This window comes from Arthrobacter sp. Soil_C_60, assembly GCF_057656375.1.
Genome location: NZ_JBDGKM010000010.1, coordinates 50,354 through 66,311, shown reverse-complemented (window position 1 = coordinate 66,311; position 15,958 = coordinate 50,354). Strand labels below are relative to the sequence as shown.

16 protein-coding genes are annotated in these 15,958 nt (G+C 65.0%); 6 read left to right on the top strand and 10 right to left on the bottom strand.

The features are described from left to right. Positions 1-23: 23 nt before the first annotated feature. Complete coding sequence (gene ald, locus AC3A4M_RS18095; protein WP_498737455.1) at positions 24-1,115, top strand: alanine dehydrogenase; 1,092 nt, start codon at positions 24-26, stop codon at positions 1,113-1,115. A 6-nt stretch (positions 1,116-1,121) separates the two neighbouring features. Here ald and AC3A4M_RS18090 read toward each other — a convergent pair whose 3' ends face one another. From AC3A4M_RS18090 to AC3A4M_RS18080, 3 genes are all read right to left on the bottom strand, one after another. Continuing rightward, complete coding sequence (locus AC3A4M_RS18090; RefSeq protein ID WP_498737454.1) at positions 1,122-2,144, bottom strand: NAD-dependent epimerase/dehydratase family protein; 1,023 nt, start codon at positions 2,142-2,144, stop codon at positions 1,122-1,124. A 177-nt stretch (positions 2,145-2,321) separates the two neighbouring features. Continuing rightward, positions 2,322-3,938, bottom strand: coding sequence for a monocarboxylic acid transporter (locus AC3A4M_RS18085; protein WP_498728597.1), 1,617 nt, complete (start codon positions 3,936-3,938; stop codon positions 2,322-2,324). Continuing rightward, positions 3,938-4,309: a DUF485 domain-containing protein gene (locus AC3A4M_RS18080; protein ID WP_498737452.1), complete on the bottom strand. Its 372-nt coding sequence runs from the start codon at positions 4,307-4,309 to the stop codon at positions 3,938-3,940. Before AC3A4M_RS18080 ends, AC3A4M_RS18085 begins: the two co-directional genes overlap by 1 nt. 255 nt (positions 4,310-4,564) lie before the next feature. Here AC3A4M_RS18080 and AC3A4M_RS18075 point away from each other — a divergent pair, with 255 nt between their 5' ends. From AC3A4M_RS18075 to AC3A4M_RS18060, 4 genes are all read left to right on the top strand, one after another. Next, positions 4,565-5,767, top strand: a complete 1,203-nt coding sequence (locus AC3A4M_RS18075; RefSeq protein WP_498737450.1) for a histidine kinase — start codon at positions 4,565-4,567, stop codon at positions 5,765-5,767. Positions 5,768-5,857: 90 nt separating this feature from the next. Further along, positions 5,858-6,577, top strand: coding sequence for a LytR/AlgR family response regulator transcription factor (locus tag AC3A4M_RS18070; RefSeq protein ID WP_498728599.1), 720 nt, complete (start codon positions 5,858-5,860; stop codon positions 6,575-6,577). Continuing rightward, positions 6,574-7,065, top strand: coding sequence for a hypothetical protein (locus AC3A4M_RS18065; protein WP_498737448.1), 492 nt, complete (start codon positions 6,574-6,576; stop codon positions 7,063-7,065). The genes AC3A4M_RS18070 and AC3A4M_RS18065 overlap by 4 nt, the downstream gene beginning before the upstream one ends. Beyond that, on the top strand, positions 7,062-8,555 hold the full coding sequence (locus tag AC3A4M_RS18060) for a sodium/solute symporter (RefSeq protein WP_498737447.1): 1,494 nt from the start codon (positions 7,062-7,064) through the stop codon (positions 8,553-8,555). The genes AC3A4M_RS18065 and AC3A4M_RS18060 overlap by 4 nt, the downstream gene beginning before the upstream one ends. 34 nt (positions 8,556-8,589) lie before the next feature. On the opposite strand, the gene AC3A4M_RS18055 is transcribed toward AC3A4M_RS18060, so the two are convergent. From AC3A4M_RS18055 to rpsB, 6 genes are all read right to left on the bottom strand, one after another. Continuing rightward, complete coding sequence (locus tag AC3A4M_RS18055) at positions 8,590-9,180, bottom strand: DivIVA domain-containing protein (RefSeq protein ID WP_498737609.1); 591 nt, start codon at positions 9,178-9,180, stop codon at positions 8,590-8,592. A 113-nt stretch (positions 9,181-9,293) separates the two neighbouring features. Beyond that, complete coding sequence (locus AC3A4M_RS18050) at positions 9,294-10,220, bottom strand: phosphatidate cytidylyltransferase (RefSeq protein WP_498737446.1); 927 nt, start codon at positions 10,218-10,220, stop codon at positions 9,294-9,296. Next, on the bottom strand, positions 10,220-10,777 hold the full coding sequence (frr, locus tag AC3A4M_RS18045) for a ribosome recycling factor (RefSeq protein ID WP_074702753.1): 558 nt from the start codon (positions 10,775-10,777) through the stop codon (positions 10,220-10,222). The genes AC3A4M_RS18050 and frr overlap by 1 nt, the downstream gene beginning before the upstream one ends. 113 nt (positions 10,778-10,890) lie before the next feature. Next, positions 10,891-11,640 carry a UMP kinase gene (gene pyrH, locus AC3A4M_RS18040; RefSeq protein ID WP_498728603.1) on the bottom strand — a complete coding sequence of 250 codons (750 nt, stop codon included), beginning with the start codon at positions 11,638-11,640 and terminating at the stop codon, positions 10,891-10,893. Positions 11,641-11,819: 179 nt separating this feature from the next. Beyond that, positions 11,820-12,659, bottom strand: a complete 840-nt coding sequence (gene tsf, locus AC3A4M_RS18035; RefSeq protein ID WP_498728604.1) for a translation elongation factor Ts — start codon at positions 12,657-12,659, stop codon at positions 11,820-11,822. Between the two features lie 126 nt (positions 12,660-12,785). Beyond that, complete coding sequence (gene rpsB / locus AC3A4M_RS18030; protein WP_498728605.1) at positions 12,786-13,682, bottom strand: 30S ribosomal protein S2; 897 nt, start codon at positions 13,680-13,682, stop codon at positions 12,786-12,788. 476 nt (positions 13,683-14,158) lie between these two features. On the opposite strand from rpsB, the gene AC3A4M_RS18025 reads away from it, so the two are divergent. Further along, the gene (locus AC3A4M_RS18025; protein WP_498737444.1) at positions 14,159-14,731 is read left to right on the top strand and encodes a M23 family metallopeptidase; all 573 of its coding nucleotides are present in this window, start codon (positions 14,159-14,161) and stop codon (positions 14,729-14,731) included. Positions 14,732-14,756: 25 nt separating this feature from the next. Here the strand turns inward: AC3A4M_RS18025 and AC3A4M_RS18020 are convergent, their stop codons facing one another. Continuing rightward, positions 14,757-15,947: an acyl-CoA dehydrogenase family protein gene (locus AC3A4M_RS18020; protein ID WP_498737442.1), complete on the bottom strand. Its 1,191-nt coding sequence runs from the start codon at positions 15,945-15,947 to the stop codon at positions 14,757-14,759. Between the last annotated feature and the right edge of the window lie 11 nt (positions 15,948-15,958).

Genomic DNA, 15,958 nt, shown 5'->3' with positions numbered 1-15,958 from the left:
GTAAAGAGAAAGGCGAAGATGCCATGCGAGTCGGTGTTCCCCGTGAAGTAAAGAACAACGAGTTCCGGGTCGCCATTACTCCATCCGGTGTACACGAGCTCACGCTGGCCGGCCATGACGTGCTCGTAGAAACCGGGGCAGGCAACGGCTCCTCCATCACGGACGAGGATTATGCCGCCGCCGGCGCCACGGTGCTCGGCTCGGCGGACGAGACGTGGGCGCGGGCCGAGATGGTGCTGAAGGTCAAGGAACCGGTGGCGGAGGAATACTACCGGCTGCGCGAGGACCTGACCCTCTTCACCTACCTCCATCTGGCCGCCGATGCGGCGCTGACCAAGGAATTGTGCGACCGCGGCGTGACGGCCGTGGCCTACGAAACGGTGCAACTAGCGGACCGCTCGCTGCCGCTGCTGGCGCCGATGTCCGAGGTGGCAGGCCGGCTCGCACCGCAGGTCGGGGCCCACACACTGATGAAGTCCCAAAGCGGGCGCGGGATCCTGCTCGGCGGCATCCCCGGCACGCACGCGGCCAACGTCGTCGTTATCGGTGCCGGTGTGGCGGGCTCCAACGCGGTTTCCATCGCCGTCGGAATGCGGGCGAATGTCACGGTGCTGGACACGAACGTCCGCCGGCTGCAGGAACTCGACGACCTCTACCACGGCAGGGTCAATACCATCGTCAGCAATGCGTTGGAACTCGACGCCGCAGTCAGCGACGCGGACATGGTCATCGGCGCGGTGCTGGTGCCGGGGGCCAAAGCGCCCAAGCTGGTCAGCAACGAACTGGTCAGCCGGATGCGGTCGGGGGCGGTGCTGGTGGACATCTCCATCGATCAGGGCGGCTGTTTCGAGGACTCCCGTCCCACCACCCACGCGTATCCCACCTATCCGGTCCACGACACGATGTTCTACTGTGTGGCCAACATGCCCGGGGCGGTGCCGCGCACCTCTACCTACGCGCTGACCAATGCCACCCTGCCCTATGTGAAAGCGATAACGCAGGACGGGTTGGACGCGGCCGCCCGCAGATTGCCCGAGCTGTTGCCCGGCATCAACACCCGGGACGGCCGCATTGTCTCCGAGCCGGTCCGGCTGGCCCACCCGCAGCTGGCCTGACCCCGGCTACGCCACGGCGTATTTGGCCGGCAACCGTCCGGACTCCACCAGCCAGCGGACAGTGTCCCGGATCGTTTCGTCAAAGGGCCGGGCATGCACATCGAACTCGTCGCTGGCTGCCGACGTATCGAACTCCGTTCCGCGGCGGAGGATGTCGATGCTCTCCGCATAGGCCGGCAGAGTCCACCGTCCGGGCAGCCGGCGCTGGAGCAGGCCCATGGGCTGCAGCATCGCCAGCATCATCGGGGCCGGTACCGTCACGAACGGATACCTGCGCCCCGTCACCCGCTCGAGCGCGCCGAAGATCATCTTGCCGTCCACGAAGTGGCCGGGAACTACATAGCGCCGCGGTTCGCGGCTCTTGTTGACGACGGCGGCAACCAGCGCCGCGACGTCGCGCACGTCTGTGTAGTGGGTACGGCCGGAGGGCCAGGTTGGCAGCCGTCCGGCCGCCAGCCAGCGAAGCCGTTCACTCTGGTCGCCGCGGTAAGGATCATGCGGCCCAAGCGTCGAACCTGGGTAAACGGTCACCACCGGGTTTCCGGCAGCCTGGAAACCGCGGGCCACCTGCTCCGAGAGGATTTTCGAGCGGGTGTAGGGATAGTCAATGTCACCCAGCGGAAGCGATGGATCGGTGCCACCCTTCCGAACCAGAACGGCATAGGTGGAAATGTGCACCACCGGTGAAAGCTGGGCCCGGACGGCCTCGCCCAGGACGTTCTCCGCCGCCTCTACATTGGTCCGCTCGATCTCGGCGGACCGCCGCGGATCCAGCGAATAAATGGCTGCCGCATGAACGACGGCGTCACATCCGTTAACGGCGTCCCTCACCGCCTGTGGATCCAACACATCGCCCACCACGACGTCCTGCTGCGCGGCAGCAACGACGTCGGCGCCAAAGGGTGCCAGCGAGGCCTGCGTTTTGTCCCGGTCACGCACCAGCAGCCGCACACTGTGCCCCGCCTGAACCAACGCCGCCACAATATGGCAGCCGACGAAACCCGTGCCACCGGTCACCAGGACTCTCATGCCTCAAGCATGGACCCCTTGCACACGCCTGCATAGACGCCGTCGGACTTGGAAATTCCGCTCGCTCAAAGACGCATCTGGAAACCGGCCAGGAAAGCACGAAGCGGGCCCGGAAATGTCCGGGCCCGCCGTGTTGCCGTATGGCTGTATCTGCCGTACAGCAGTGCAGCCGTCCGGCTAGTGGTCGACTGCCTTTTCGGCGCCGACGCCCGTCAGTGAACGGACTTCCATTTCCGCCTGCTTGGCCGGATCCTCGACGCGCTTGTCGAGGACAGTGCCCAGCCAGCCGAGGAAGAACGCCAGCGGGATCGAGATGATGCCCGGGTTCTTCAGCGGGAACCAGGCGAAGTCCGCACCCGGGATCATCGAGGTCTCCGTGCCGGAAACCACCGGAGAGAACGCGATCAGGAACAGCGCAGCGGCCAGACCGCCGTACATGGACCAGATGGCGCCCTGGGTGGAGAACTTCTTCCAGAACAGCGAGTAGATGATGGTCGGCAGGTTCGCCGAAGCCGCCACCGCGAAGGCCAGCGCCACCAGGAAGGCGATGTTCTGGCCCTGGGCGCCGATGCCGCCCAGGATAGAGAGGACACCGATGACCACCACGGTACGGCGGGCAACCTTCACTTCGCCGTCGGCGTCCACCTGGCCCTTGCGGACCACATTGGCGTAGATGTCGTGCGCAAAGGAAGCCGCAGCAGTGATGGTCAGGCCGGCCACCACGGCCAGGATGGTCGCGAACGCGACGGCGGAGATCAGTCCCAGCAGCAGCGGGCCGCCGAGCTCGAATGCCAGCAGCGGCGCAGCGGAGTTCACGCCGCCGGGAGCGGCCTCGATGACATCCGGTCCGATCAGCGCGCCGGCACCGTAGCCGAGCACCAGGGTGAACAGGTAGAAGGCGCCGATCAGCCAGATTGCCCAGACCACGGACTTGCGGGCTTCCTTGGCGGTGGGAACGGTGTAGAAGCGCATCAGCACGTGCGGCAGCCCAGCGGTACCGAGGACCAGCGCCAGAGCCAGCGAGATGAAGTCGAACTTGGAGGTTTCGCTGGCACCGTACTGCATTCCCGGATTCAGGATGTCAGTGGTTCCGGCCGTCGCAGCGGCATCGCCGAGCAGGGCCGAGAGGTTGAAGCCGTACATCGCCAGCACCCAGATGGTCATCACGAACGCACCGGCGATCAGCAGGCAGGCCTTGATGATCTGCACCCAGGTGGTGCCCTTCATGCCGCCCACCAGTACGTACAGGATCATCAGCGCACCGACCACCACAATGACGATGGACTGGCCAAGCCTGTCGTCGATGCCCAGCAGCAGCGAGACGAGTCCGCCCGCGCCGGCCATCTGGGCCAGCAGGTAGAAGAAGCAGACCGCCAGCGTCGTCGTTGCCGCGGCGATGCGGACCGGACGCTGCTTCAGCCGGAACGAGAGCACGTCCGCCATGGTGAACTTGCCGGTGTTGCGCAGCAGCTCCGCAACCAGGAGCAGGGCTACCAGCCAGGCGACCAGGAAGCCGATGGAGTACATGAAGCCGTCATAGCCGTTGATGGCGATCGCCCCGCAGATCCCGAGGAAGGACGCGGCGGAGAGGTAGTCGCCGGCAATCGCGGTGCCGTTCTGTCCGCCGGTGAAGGAGCGGCCGGCCGCGTAATAGTCGGCGGCCGTCTTGTTGTTGCGGCTGGCCCGCAGCACGATCACCATGGTGATCGCCACGAAGAGGCCGAAAATGGTGATGTTCAGCCAGGGCTCGCCGACCTGCGTCTCGGCCTGCGTGGTGGTGGTCAAGGGAAGCATCAGTTCTTTTCTCCTGCCTGGGGCTTGACGGCCGCGGACTCAAGCTCGCTGCGCATCTCGGCTGCGATCGGATCCAGCTTCTTGTTGGCGAAGCTGACGTACCACATGGTGATCGCGAACGTGCTGACGAACTGCAGCAGTCCCAGGATCAAGCCGACGTTGATGTTGCCGATCACCTTGGTGGACATGAAGTCGTGCGCGTAATCCGCCAACAGGACGTAGGCGAAGTACCACAGCAGGAATGCAATGGCCATGGGGAACACGAAGCTGCGGTGCCGGCGCCGCAGCTCCTGGAACTTCGGTTCCTGCTGGACTTTCTCGAAGTCCACGGCTGCCGTGAAATCGGCCTCCGGGGTGGGATTTTGTCCCATGTCTCCTCCTCTTGGGGATTTTGTGACTGCAATCACTCTCTTATGTGATTCAGTACATGTCTTCATGCCGGGCGGGAGCGATCGGTGAACGGCAACCGGCCTGCGGTGAACGGCGGCCCGCTGCGACGAACAGCACGCGACGAGGGAACTTCCCTGCGCCGGCGCGGCAGCGGCCGTGCGCTTTCCGGCGCCCTACGGTTCAACCAACGACGGCGGCGCCCGGGTGACGCTGTCACGAGGGCTTATCGTGGAGGAATGTTCAGCACGGCCGTCGACATCGCGCTCATTGTGGCCATCGCGGCCGTCACGGTGGCGGTCATCGCACTGATCGGCTTCAAGCTCGCCCGCTCCAGCCGGGATCTTGGGTCCGAGGCCGAGCTGGCCACGTACACCACCTTGCACACCGCCGGCCTGGCGGCGCCGTTCCTGCGCACCGGGCTCTCCCCCGCCGGCGCCGGCAAGGCCGCCCGCTACCTGCGCGAAATGCTCGGCAGCAACGACCTGGTCATCACGGACGAGTCCTCGATGCTGGCGTGGGACGGCGCCCACGGACCGCGGGAAGAAGAGGCCATGGCGCTGGCGCGCAAGGTGCTGGACAGCGGCCGGACCCAAGTCTTCCGCAAGCCCAGGCTCGCCGTTTCCGGCGCGGATCTGCGCGAAAACCCCGTGACGGAGGCCGTCTTCTCCCCCATCCAGGTGCAGGACCGTGTGGTGGGGACGGTCGGTGCCTACACCGAGCATGTCGGGGCATCGCTGGTCCGGGCCGCGAATGAGGTAGCTGGCTGGGTAGCCACGCAGATCGAGCTGGCGGAGCTGGACGCCTCGCGCACCTTGCTGATGGAGGCCGAAGTCCGGGCCCTGCGCGCGCAGATCAGCCCGCACTTCATCTACAACTCGCTCAACGCCATTGCGTCGTACATCCTCACTGACCCGGTGCGCGCCCGCGAACTGGTCATCGAGTTCGCCGACTTCACCCGCTACTCGTTCCGGCGCCACGGCGACTTCACCACCGTGGCGGAAGAACTGACATCCATCGACCGCTACCTGCTGCTGGAACGGGCGCGTTTCGGCGACCGGCTCAAGGTCAGCCTGCAGATCGGCCCCGAAGTGCTCAGCACGGTAATTCCCTTCCTGTCCCTCCAGCCGCTGGTGGAGAACGCCGTCCGGCACGGACTGGAGGCGAAGGAGGGCACCGGCCACATCACCATTACCGCCCACGACGCCGGCGCCTACGCCGTCGTCACTATCGAGGACGACGGCGTGGGGATGGATCCTGAGCATCTGCGGCAGGTGCTCGCCGGGCACACCGAAGGCGATCACGTGGGCCTGCGCAACGTGGACTCCCGGCTGCGGCAGGTGTACGGGGACGAACATGGCCTGGTGGTGGAAACCGCTCCCGGCCAAGGCACCCTGATCACCATGCGGGTGCCCAAGTTCCAGCCGGACAACGTCGTCTAGGCGGAGACAATCCCTTCCAGGCGGTGACAGTCCGTCCGGGCGGCGCCGTGCAAGCGGGGCATGAGTGCGTGACGCAATAGACTGTCATGCATGGTCAACGTTGTCATCGCGGATGATGAATTCCCTGCCGTCGAGGCCCTTGCCTACCTGCTATCCCGCGATCCGAGGATAGAAAACATCTACAAGGCCATGAGCGGTGCCGAGGCATTGCGGGCGCTGGAAAACCACGATGTTGACGCGCTGTTCCTGGACATCCACATGCCGGCGCTTTCCGGGCTGGACATTGCCCGTGTCATTTCGCGCTTCAGCCGGCCGCCCGCCGTCGTATTTGTGACCGCCGACGAGGACCAGGCGCTGCAGGCGTTCGAACTGGCCGCGGTGGACTACCTGCTCAAGCCGGTCCGGCCGGAGCGGCTGGCCGAGTCCGTGCGCCGGATCTGCGAGCTGATCGAAGACGGCGACACGAAACCCGAGGTCATTACGGTGGACCAGGGCGGCATCACAAAGATGATCAGGCGTGACGAGATCAAGTACGTACAGGCCCAGGGCGACTATGCCCGGCTGCACACGGCCGAAGCCAGCTACCTCATCCGGGTTCCGCTGAACGATCTCGAGCAGCAGTGGGAGGACGCTGGCTACCTGCGCATCCACCGCTCGTATCTGGTGGCCATGAACCAGGTACAGCAGGTGCGCCTCACGGCCGGCAAGGCATCCGTGCTGATCAACGGCGCCGAACTGCCGGTAAGCCGGCGGCATCTGCCGGCCGTGAGGGACAAGCTCGAAGCCAACCGGGTCAGGCCGCGCGGATGACCGGACAGCCCGAGCGGCCCAAGGATCAACCGGACCGGTCCGCACCGCTGGAAGGCGTCCGTGAACCGCACGCGGACCGTCCCGAGCGCGTGCGGGTGACCGCGCCGCGGTCCAAAGCACCGCTGGTGCCGGGCCGCTACAGCGTTTCGCGCGAGCTGGCTGAGCAGTCCGAGGTCGGCGAAATCTTCATCCGGTCGCTGATCCGCTCCCAGCTGCGGCTGGCGCTGGTGGTCGCCGGCGGATTCGGCGTGATCCTGGCCGGAGTGCCGGTGCTGATGGTCCTCTTTCCGCGCATCAACGACATCACGCTGTTCACCGTCCCGCTGCCCTGGCTGCTGCTGGGCGTGGGCATCTACCCGGTCATCCTGGTCAGCGCAGCGCTCTACAACCGCGCCGCGGCCAGGAACGAGCGCCGTTTCCGCCAACTGGTGGACGATGACCGCCTTGCCCGCCCGGGTTGGCCGGGCTCGCCGGGAGGGGCTGAATGAACCCGGCGGTCGGTCTTGCCGCGCTGGCCGCGGTCTGCGCGGCAACCGTGCTCATCGGCGTCTACGGGCTGCGGATCTCTCGCACCACCGGGGACTTCTACGTTGCCTCGCGCACGGTGCGGCCGTGGTGGAACGCCTCGGCGATCGGCGGCGAATACCTCTCGGCTGCCAGTTTCCTGGGCGTGGCCGGGCTGATCCTGGTCTCCGGCATCGATGCGCTGTGGTTCCCCATCGGCTACACCGCCGGCTACCTGATGCTGCTGCTCTTTGTCGCGGCCCCGCTGCGCCGGTCAGGGGCCTACACCATTCCGGATTTTGCCGCCGCCCGGCTGGATTCGCACCCGGCCCGCACCGTCACCAGCCTGCTGGTGGTCATCGTCGGCTGGCTCTACATCGTCCCGCAGCTCCACGGCGCCGCGCTGACCGTGCGGATCACTACCGGCCTGCCCGGCTGGGTGGGCGCCGCCGCCGTCGTTGTTGTGGTGGTGCTTTCGGTGGTGACCGGCGGGATGCGCTCGATCACCTTTGTGCAGGCCTTCCAGTACTGGTTGAAACTAACCGCGCTGGCCGTGCCGGTGATCTTTGTGCTGCTGGCCCTCGGGGGCACTTCGCAACCGATTACCGACGGCGGCGCGGTCTTCCACAGCGACCTCGATGTCTCCGACGAGGCGTCGCTGTACCGCAACATTTCGCTGATCACCGCGCTGCTGTTCGGCACGCTGGGCCTGCCGCATGTGCTGGTGCGTTTTTACACCAACCCCGACGGCCCCACCGCCCGGCGCACCACGGTCATTGTGCTGGGGCTGCTCTCGCTGTTCTACATTTTCCCCACGCTGTACGGCGTGCTTGGCCGGATCTACACGCCGGATCTGGCCACCGGCAGCCAGGCGGATGCGACGGTCCTGCTGCTGCCGGCCCGGATTTTCGACGGCGCCGCCGGGGACCTGCTCTCGGCCCTGGTCATTGCCGGCGCATTTGCCGCGTTCCTGTCCACCACGTCGGGCCTGGTGGTGTCGCTGGCCGGCGTGGTCAGCCAGGACCTGTTCCGGGGCAGCGTCCGCGGTTTCCGCTGGGCCGCCGCACTCTCCGCCGTCGTGCCGTTGGGGGTAGCGCTGGCCACGGACTCGCTGGCGCTGGCCGGAAGTGTGGGCACGGTGTTCGCCTTCACCGCTTCCACTATCTGTCCGTTGCTGCTGCTGGGCATCTGGTGGCGCGGGCTGACCGACGCCGGAGCCATCGCCGGCATGGTCACCGGGGCGGTGCTGTGCGGGGCTGCGGTCATGCTCGCCGCGTTCGCCGGGAGTGCGTTGGGCCGGTTCGAGGAACTGCTCGCCCAGCCGGCGGCCTGGAGCGTGCCGGTGGCGTTCATGGTCACCATTGCCGTGTCGAAGCTGACGGCATCGCGCCGGCCCCTGACCGTGGCACGGGTGATGGCGCGGCTGCACTCGCCCGAACACCACCACACGGCGCCGCGCTCCGTGGGACGTTAACGCCCACTGGACCTTAACGAACGCCGGTCGCTAATCAGTCGATAGCGGCCATGAGTTCGACAACACGGTCCAGGAACGCATCCACCTGGGTTTCCTCGTAGCCGTCCGGGCCCTTGGCCTCGCGGAACACCGAACGGCGGACAATATCGACGCTCAGCGGCTGGTCGTTTTCAAAGTAGGCAAGCAGTTCGGAGCACAGCGCGTCCACGTCCTGCACGTTGTAACTGGTGGCGTTGCGCTTGGCTGGACGGCGGAATCGGTCCCCGGGCTCGCGGTGGAGCCGGGCGCGGAGCACGGCCGAAACGCGGCCGATCTGGGCCAGCCAGGCCTGCTCTCCCTCGGCGGCGATCAACGCGTCGCGCTCACGCTGGGCGAAGACATCCTCCAGACGGTCCAACGCGGAGTCGACCGCGCGCGGGTCATAACCGCCGCGAGCAGGTTCAAAAGTCATCGCGCGCACGTCGCGGCTGGTGATCTGCCCGCTGTCCGGGTCGTTGGCGTTGTAGTACTCCCGGGCGCGGGCCAGGAACTGGTCCACCTGGCGGACGTTGTAGCCGTGCTCGCGGCGCCCCACGCGCTCGAAGGGTGCACTGCCTCGGCCAGCCTCATTCTTTTGTCGCACCATCGTCGTCGATGCTTCCCTCTTCAGTAGTGACATCTGCTGTGCCAAACTCCCCAATACCTGTGCCCGGCGTGCCCGCCGGAACGCGTTCTTGAATTATTTATGCGGATGCCCGCTTAGATCGCCCCGGGAGCCAGCAGCACGGCGAGCACATAGGCCACCGGCGCGGCGAAAACGATCGAGTCGAGCCGGTCCATGACGCCGCCGTGGCCGGGCAAGATGTTGCTCATGTCCTTGATGCCAAGCTCGCGTTTGACCATGGATTCGGCCAGATCTCCTGCGCTGGATGCGGCGACGGTGGCAATAGCCAGCACCAGCCCGAACCACCACTGCAGGTCAAGGATGAACACCGAGCAGAGAATCCCAACAACGACGGCGCCGCCCACCGATCCGGCGAAACCCTCCCAGGATTTCTTCGGGCTGATCTTCGGAGCCATCGGATGCTTGCCGAACAGTACTCCCACCAGATAACCGAAGGTGTCGTTGGAGACAACCAGCAAGAGCATGGTCATCACTTTCAACGCGCCGTTGTCCTCGTCCAGCAGCAGCACAGCAAAACTGATGAACAGCGGTACCCAGCAGAGGACGAACACTCCGCTCATGATGCTGCGCACGGCATCCTGTGCCCGGTCCAGGCATTTGTAGACCATGACCGCAACTGCCGTCGCCACCAGCGCGAATGCCAGCGCTTCCGGGCCACCGTAGTAGGCGGCGAGCGGCATGGCGAAGGCGCCGGCATACAGCGGCACCTGCGGCACGAAGATGCCCTTGACCGTCAGTGCACGGGAAACTTCCCAAACCCCGATCAGCGCGAAAACCGATACCAGCACCACAAACGCGTCAGGCAGGAAGAAGAGCCCCACCAGGACCGCCACGAGGAGCGCCAGGCCGACGATGATGGCGGCGGGAAGGTTGCGCCCTGCCCGTGAAGGCGTGGCCGCGGCCCGCAGCGCCCGTCGTCCTGGTCCGGCCTTCTGAGACCCGGAACCAGCCTCAGGTGCCGGCGAACCGCCAGCCTGGGTGGAAGGCTGGTCGGTACCCATCAGACTTCGAGCAGCTCAGCTTCTTTGCGCTTGAGCAGCTCATCCACGTTGTCCGTGTGGGCCTTGGTCCGGGCGTCCAGTTCCTTTTCGGCCCGCGCTCCCTCATCTTCACCGATGTCGCCGTCCTTGACCTGCTTGGCGATGTTGTCCATCGCCTTGCGGCGGATATTGCGGATGGAGACCTTCGCGTCCTCGGCCTTGCCCCGGACAATCTTGACGTATTCCTTGCGGCGTTCCTGGGTCAGCTCCGGCAGCACCACGCGGATGACGTTGCCGTCATTGGCCGGGTTGGCGCCGACGTCCGAATCCCGCAGGGCCTTCTCAATGTCGTTCAGCGCCGACTTGTCGAACGGCGTGATGAGCAGGGTGCGTGCCTCCGGGTTCTGGAACGAAGCCAGCTGCTGCAGCGGGGTCGGAGAACCGTAGTAGTTGACGGTGACCTTCGAAAACAATGCCGGGTTCGCGCGGCCGGTACGGATCGTAGCGAAGTCTTCCTTCGCCACTTCCACCGCCTTATCCATCTTCTCGGCAGCCTCTAGCATTGTTTCTTCGATCACGGCGTCTCCTTAGACAATTATGTCCGCCTTCATGGCGGCAAGGACTCTGTTATCCATCCTAGGCTATCCGGAACCGCTGACGGGCAGGCGCTCCGGGTTGTGCGCGGGTGCGCTTAGGCGGACACGAAGGTCCCGATCTTCTCGCCCAGGATGGCGCGGCTGACATTGCCCTCGCCTTCCATCCCGAAGACCACCATGGCCAGCTTGTTGTCCTTGCACAGGCTGAAGGCCGTCTGGTCCATGACACGGATATTGCGGCGCATCGCGTCGTCGTAAGTGAGGCTGTCCAGCTTTTCGGCCGCCGGATCCTTCTTCGGGTCCGCCGTGTAAACCCCGTCTACCCCGTTCTTGGCCATGAGTACGACGTCGGCATGGACTTCCAGCGCACGCTGGGCAGCAACGGTGTCAGTGGAGAAATACGGCAGGCCGGCGCCGGCGCCAAAGATGACCACGCGGCCCTTTTCCATGTGGCGGATGGCGCGGCGGGGAATATACGCCTCGGCAACCTGGCCCATGGTGATGGCGCTTTGGACACGGGTGTCCACGCCGGCCTGTTCGAGGAAGTCTTGCAGCGCGAGGCAGTTCATGACGGTGCCCAGCATCCCCATGTAATCGGCGCGGGAGCGGTCCATCCCGGACTGCGAGAGCTCCGCGCCCCGGAAGAAGTTACCGCCGCCGACCACGATCGCAACCTCGACCTGTCCCACAGTTGCCGCGATCTGCTTGGCGATTCCGCGGACGGTGTCCGGATCGACGCCGAGTTTGCCCCCGCCGAAAACTTCGCCGGAGAGCTTGAGCAGAACGCGGCGCCGCTTGGGCTCCACCTCGGCGGAATGGGTTTCGGTTGCGTGCTGGGGTTCCATCGTGCCTCCCGGGCGTGCTGTCGGTCCTGGGAAAAAGGACCTGTAGGGACTGAACTGGACTAAAGTCTGTGATTCTGGGCAGGAAAAAGGGGCGGCCACCTGTGGGTGACCACCCCCTCCTCGCTACACGGTGCTGCGCCGCGGACGGCGCATGCCATTATTTGCTAAGCGCGATGCTATCAGGCGCCTACGCGGAACCGGGCGAAACCGGATGCGTTCGCACCGGCCTGCTCGAGGACCTTGCCAACATTGACCTTCGGGTCCTTGGCGAACGGCTGGTCAAGCAGCACGATCTCCTTGAAGAAGCCGTTAAGGCGGCCTTCAACGATCTTCGGCAGCGCAGCCTCAGGCTTGTTCTCGGCGCGAGCGGTCTCGTCGGCGATCCGGCGCTCGTTCTCGACCGTCTCGGCCGGAACTTCTTCGCGGACCAGGTAGGTCGGCGAGAAGGCAGCAATGTGCACGGCCACGTCGTGCGCGGCCTCGACAGCAGCCTCACCCACGGCGTCAACAGCGAACAGCACGCCAACCTGGGCGGGCAGGTCCTTGGACGTCTTGTGGAGGTAGGCGTCAACGGTCTTGCCTTCGAGGCGTGCCAGACGGCGGACAACAATCTTCTCGCCGAGGATTGCGCCCTCTTCGACGACAACCTCGCTCAGCGGCTTGCCCTCGACGTCGGTGGCCAGCAGTGCGTCCAGTTCGGCAGCGCCGGACTCGACGGCAACCGAGAGAACCTTATCGGCCAGTTCGATGAACTTGGCGGACTTGGCAACGAAGTCGGTTTCGCAGTTGACTTCGACCATGACACCGACGGTTCCGTCGATGACCTTGGCGGCAACCAGGCCCTCGGCGGTGGAGCGGCCTTCACGCTTGGTAGCGCCCTTCAGGCCCTTGATGCGGATGAGCTCCATGGCCTTGTCGGCGTCGCCGTTGGCCTCGTCGAGAGCCTTCTTGACATCCATCATGCCAGCGCCGGTGCGCTCGCGCAGAGCCTTAATATCAGCAGCGGTGTAATTCGCCATTTGGACTCCAGTCCCTCCGTAATAAGTAGTTGCGTATTCCGCCAGTGCGGCCGGCCGAAACTCGGCCGGCCGCACCAGCAGACATCCTCCGCAGGTGGCTAGGTCACCTGCGGCTGAAGATCAGATTTACTTGTCGGTCTCTGCAGCCGGAGCTTCAGCAGCCTCGGCCGGCGCAGCTTCCGCGGCAGGAGCCTCTTCGGCCGGGGCCTCGGCGGCGGGTGCCTCTTCGGTCTTGGCTTCAGCGGCCGGAGCCTCGGAGTTACCTTCGAGCAGCTCGCGCTCCCACTCGGCCATCGGCTCGACGGGTGCCTCGGTGTTGCCGGCAGCCTTGTTCTGGCGGGCGATCAGGCCCTCGGCAACGGCGTCGGCGACAACGCGGGTCAGCAGGTTGACGGAGCGGATGGCGTCGTCGTTGCCCGGAATCGGGAAGTCGACCTCGTCCGGATCGCAGTTGGTGTCGAGGATGGCAACAACCGGGATGTTCAGCTTCTGCGCCTCGTCAACAGCGAGGTGCTCCTTCTTGGTGTCCACGATCCAGACCACGGACGGAGCCTTGGTCAGGTTGCGGATACCGCCGAGGGTGGTTTCCAGCTTGTTCTTCTCGCGCTGCAGCAGCAGGAGTTCCTTCTTGGTGCGGCCGGAGCTGGCAACATCCTCGAAGTTGATCTCTTCGAGTTCCTTCAGACGCTGGATCCGGCGGGAAACGGTCTGGAAGTTGGTCAGCATACCGCCGAGCCAGCGCTGGTTCACGTACGGCTGGCCAACACGGGTGGCCTGCTCGGCGATTGCTTCCTGAGCCTGCTTCTTGGTACCGACGAAGAGCACGGTGCCGCCGTGGGCGACAGTGGCCTTGACGAACTCGTAGGCGCGGTCGATGTAGGACAGCGACTGCTGCAAGTCAATGATGTAGATGCCGTTGCGCTCGGTGAAGATGAAGCGCTTCATCTTCGGGTTCCAACGACGGGTCTGGTGACCAAAGTGAACGCCGCTGTCGAGCAGCTGGCGCATGGTAACGACTGGCATGTCGTCACTCCTTCCGGCAGGATTCCCGGCTTCAGCGCGGGTAGATTCTGCCAATAGACGGTTATTAGCTCGGCGCCCGGGTTCGGGCGAAGCTCCTGGCTTCCGTCAGTCCTGTTCGCGAACGGGACGTAAGTCCGGACCGGCTTTACCGGACCGCCTGGACATACCCCTGCCGTAGAAGACTCTGCGGCGGGAAACGGAAACGCGTAGTCAGTTCCCCCACCATGTATCCCGGTCGTAAATTCCAAATGGATAAACGGGACCAAGACATGACTCATGGAGGCAGAAAACTGCTTTGCCTAGTGTACTACACGTCGGGGCTCGCACTTCGCCGCTCTTCCTCCCCCGAAACCTGCGTACTTCGGCCGGCCGTTCCACCCTTCCTGCACAACTGCCGCACGCGGCGGCTGTGCGCACATCCGGCGCCGGGACCCTCGCGCCGCTGCATCACAACGCGCAGCATCGACCCTATGGAAATGCCCGGCACCCATGAACAGTCCTCCCGAAGGACCCAGCTGCCCTTCTCGCACATTCTTCGGCTGGCGTGGGCAGCCGCCGTCGTTCTCCTGCTGACTGCAGCCAACGTCCCATCGCCCGGCACATCGCCCACCACGGGCACGGCCGGAAGCTACGCCCCGATATGGAACTGGCCGACGGATCCGAAGCCTGCCGTACTGGCGGGATTTGATCCCCCGCCGGAGCCCTGGTCGCGCGGGCACCGAGGGGTTGACCTGAAGACGCACGACGGCGCTTCGGTACTCGCTCCGCAGGACGGTACTGTCAGCTTCGTCGGCTGGGTTGTGGACCGCCCCGTCATCACCATCGACCACGGCAACGGACTGCGCAGCAGCTTTGAACCTGTCTCCAGCGAATTGAAGAAGGGCGATCCGGTGGACAAGGGCGCCGAGCTGGGGACCGTGGACGGGGCATCGCACTGCCCGCCCGGCTGCCTGCACTGGGGTGTGCGGCAGGGGGAGGAATACATCAACCCGCTGCAGTTCGTTATGGACATGCGGCCCTCGGTCCTGCTCCCCCGGCCCATGGAATGAAGCTGTACGCCTACGGAGAAGGCGACTAAACGAAGGCGGCGATGCCCGTGATGGCCCGACCGGTAACCAGCGAGTTGATCTCCTGGGTTCCCTCGTAGGAGTAGATAGCCTCGGCATCAGCGAAGATCTTGGCCATTTCGTAGTCGGTGACAATGCCGTTGCCGCCGAGGATGCCGCGGCCCAGCGCCACAGACTCGCGCATGCGGGCCGTAGTGAACGCCTTCGCAAGTGCAGACTGTTCGTCCTTCGCGGCCCCCGCATCCTCCAACTGGGCCAGGCGCACCATCATGCCCATGGACGCCACCGTGTTGCCCAGAATCTGGACGAGCTGTTCCTGCACCAATTGGAAGGAGGCCAGCGGTTTGCCGAACTGGTGCCGCTCGACCGCATAGCGGCGTGCAACGTCGAAGGCGGCCATTTGCTGCCCAACCGCCTGCCACGCCACAGCCAGCCGGGTCACCTTCAGCACCTTGTTGGTGTCCTTGAAGCTGTTGGCGCCCTTCAGGTGGAATTCATCGGGCACCACCACGTTGTCGAGAATAATGTCCGCGTTCTGCACCGTGCGCAAGCTGATCTTGTTCTCGATCTTCGTGGCTTGGTAGCCCTTCAGCGTGGTGTCCACCAGGAATCCCTTGACCTGGTTGTCCGCCACATCCCGGGCATAGATCACCACCCAGTCGGCGAACGTGGCATTGCCGATCCAGCGCTTGGCGCCGTTGAGGATCCAGCTTCCCCCGTCCCGGATGGCGGTGGTGCGCGTGCCGCCGGCAACGTCCGAACCACCGAGCGGTTCGGTCAGCCCGAAAGCCCCGATCTTCTTCAAGGAATAGATGTCGGGCAGCCACGCATCCTGCTGTTCCTGCGAGGCCAGAGCCTCGACGGACCCGGTGAACAGCCCGTCATGGACTCCCATGAAGGTGGCGATGGAGGTATCCGCACGAGTGAATTCCGCATGCAGCAGCCCGGCCAGCAAGTTCGAATATCCCTGCCTGCGGACAGGGCTGACGACGTCGAGCTCGGCCAGTTTCGGGATGATTTCCATGGGGAACTCTCCCCGGTTCCAATAGTCCACTGCGATCGGCCGGACTTCCTTTGCCAGCCAGTCCCGGACTTCATGCAGCCGAGCACGCTCCGGGGCGGAGAGAACTTCCTCGAAGGCATAGAAGTCCCCATTGGCATAAGGGAGTTTGTTCGGATCAACGGCAGTCTGGCCCATGGGTGCATCCT